This window comes from Cytobacillus sp. MT66 (genome assembly GCF_058792595.1).
Genome location: NZ_JBXAFB010000042.1, coordinates 1 through 1,500, shown reverse-complemented (window position 1 = coordinate 1,500; position 1,500 = coordinate 1). Strand labels below are relative to the sequence as shown.

The 1,500-nt window shown below is 51.8% G+C and carries 1 rRNA gene; it reads left to right on the top strand.

The window, feature by feature from the left end:
- Positions 1-1,500, top strand: a 23S ribosomal RNA gene (locus tag AC1Q59_RS24705); the annotation flags it as partial.

The window sequence follows — 1,500 nt, the reverse complement described above, 5'->3', positions numbered from 1 at the left end:
GGTTAAGTTAGAAAGGGCGCACGGTGGATGCCTTGGCACTAGGAGCCGATGAAGGACGGGACTAACACCGATATGCTTCGGGGAGCTGTAAGTAAGCTTTGATCCGGAGATTTCCGAATGGGGAAACCCCCTATCCGTAATGGGATAGGATCTTTACCTGAATACATAGGGTAATGAAGGCAGACCCGGGGAACTGAAACATCTAAGTACCCGGAGGAAGAGAAAGCAAACGCGATTCCCTGAGTAGCGGCGAGCGAAACGGGAACAGCCCAAACCGCAAGGCTTGCCTTGCGGGGTTGTAGGACACTCAACATGGAGTTACAAAGGAACGGGGTAAACGAAGAGGTCTGGAAAGGCCTGCCAGAGAAGGTAAAAGCCCTGTAATTGAAACTTCGTTCCCTCCTGAGTGGATCCTGAGTACGGCGGGACACGAGAAATCCCGTCGGAAGCAGGGAGGACCATCTCCCAAGGCTAAATACTCCCTAGTGACCGATAGTGAACCAGTACCGTGAGGGAAAGGTGAAAAGCACCCCGGAAGGGGAGTGAAAGAGATCCTGAAACCGTGTGCCTACAAGTAGTCAAAGCCCTTTAACGGGTGATGGCGTGCCTTTTGTAGAATGAACCGGCGAGTTACGATTACATGCAAGGTTAAGTTGAATAGACGGAGCCGCAGCGAAAGCGAGTCTGAATAGGGCGAATGAGTATGTGGTCGTAGACCCGAAACCAGGTGACCTACCCATGTCCAGGTTGAAGTCCAGGTAACACTGGATGGAGGACCGAACCCACGCACGTTGAAAAGTGCGGGGATGAGGTGTGGGTAGCGGAGAAATTCCAATCGAACTTGGAGATAGCTGGTTCTCTCCGAAATAGCTTTAGGGCTAGCCTCATGTAGTAAGAGTCTTGGAGGTAGAGCACTGTTTGGACTAGGGGCCCTCATCGGGTTACCGAATTCAGACAAACTCCGAATGCCAAAGACTTATCCATGGGAGTCAGACTGCGAGTGATAAGATCCGTAGTCAAAAGGGAAACAGCCCAGACCACCAGCTAAGGTCCCAAAGTATACGTTAAGTGGAAAAGGATGTGGAGTTGCTTAGACAACCAGGATGTTGGCTTAGAAGCAGCCACCATTTAAAGAGTGCGTAATAGCTCACTGGTCGAGTGACTCTGCGCCGAAAATGTACCGGGGCTAAACGTATCACCGAAGCTGTGGGTGGACATCTTACGATGTCCGCGGTAGGAGAGCGTTCTAAGGGCGTTGAAGCTAGACCGTAAGGACTGGTGGAGCGCTTAGAAGTGAGAATGCCGGTATGAGTAGCGAAAGATGGGTGAGAATCCCATCCACCGAATGCCTAAGGTTTCCTGAGGAAGGCTCGTCCGCTCAGGGTTAGTCGGGACCTAAGCCGAGGCTGAAAAGCGTAGGCGATGGACAACAGGTTGATATTCCTGTACCACCTCTTTTCCGTTTGAGCAATGGGGGGACGCAGGAGGATAGGGTAAGCG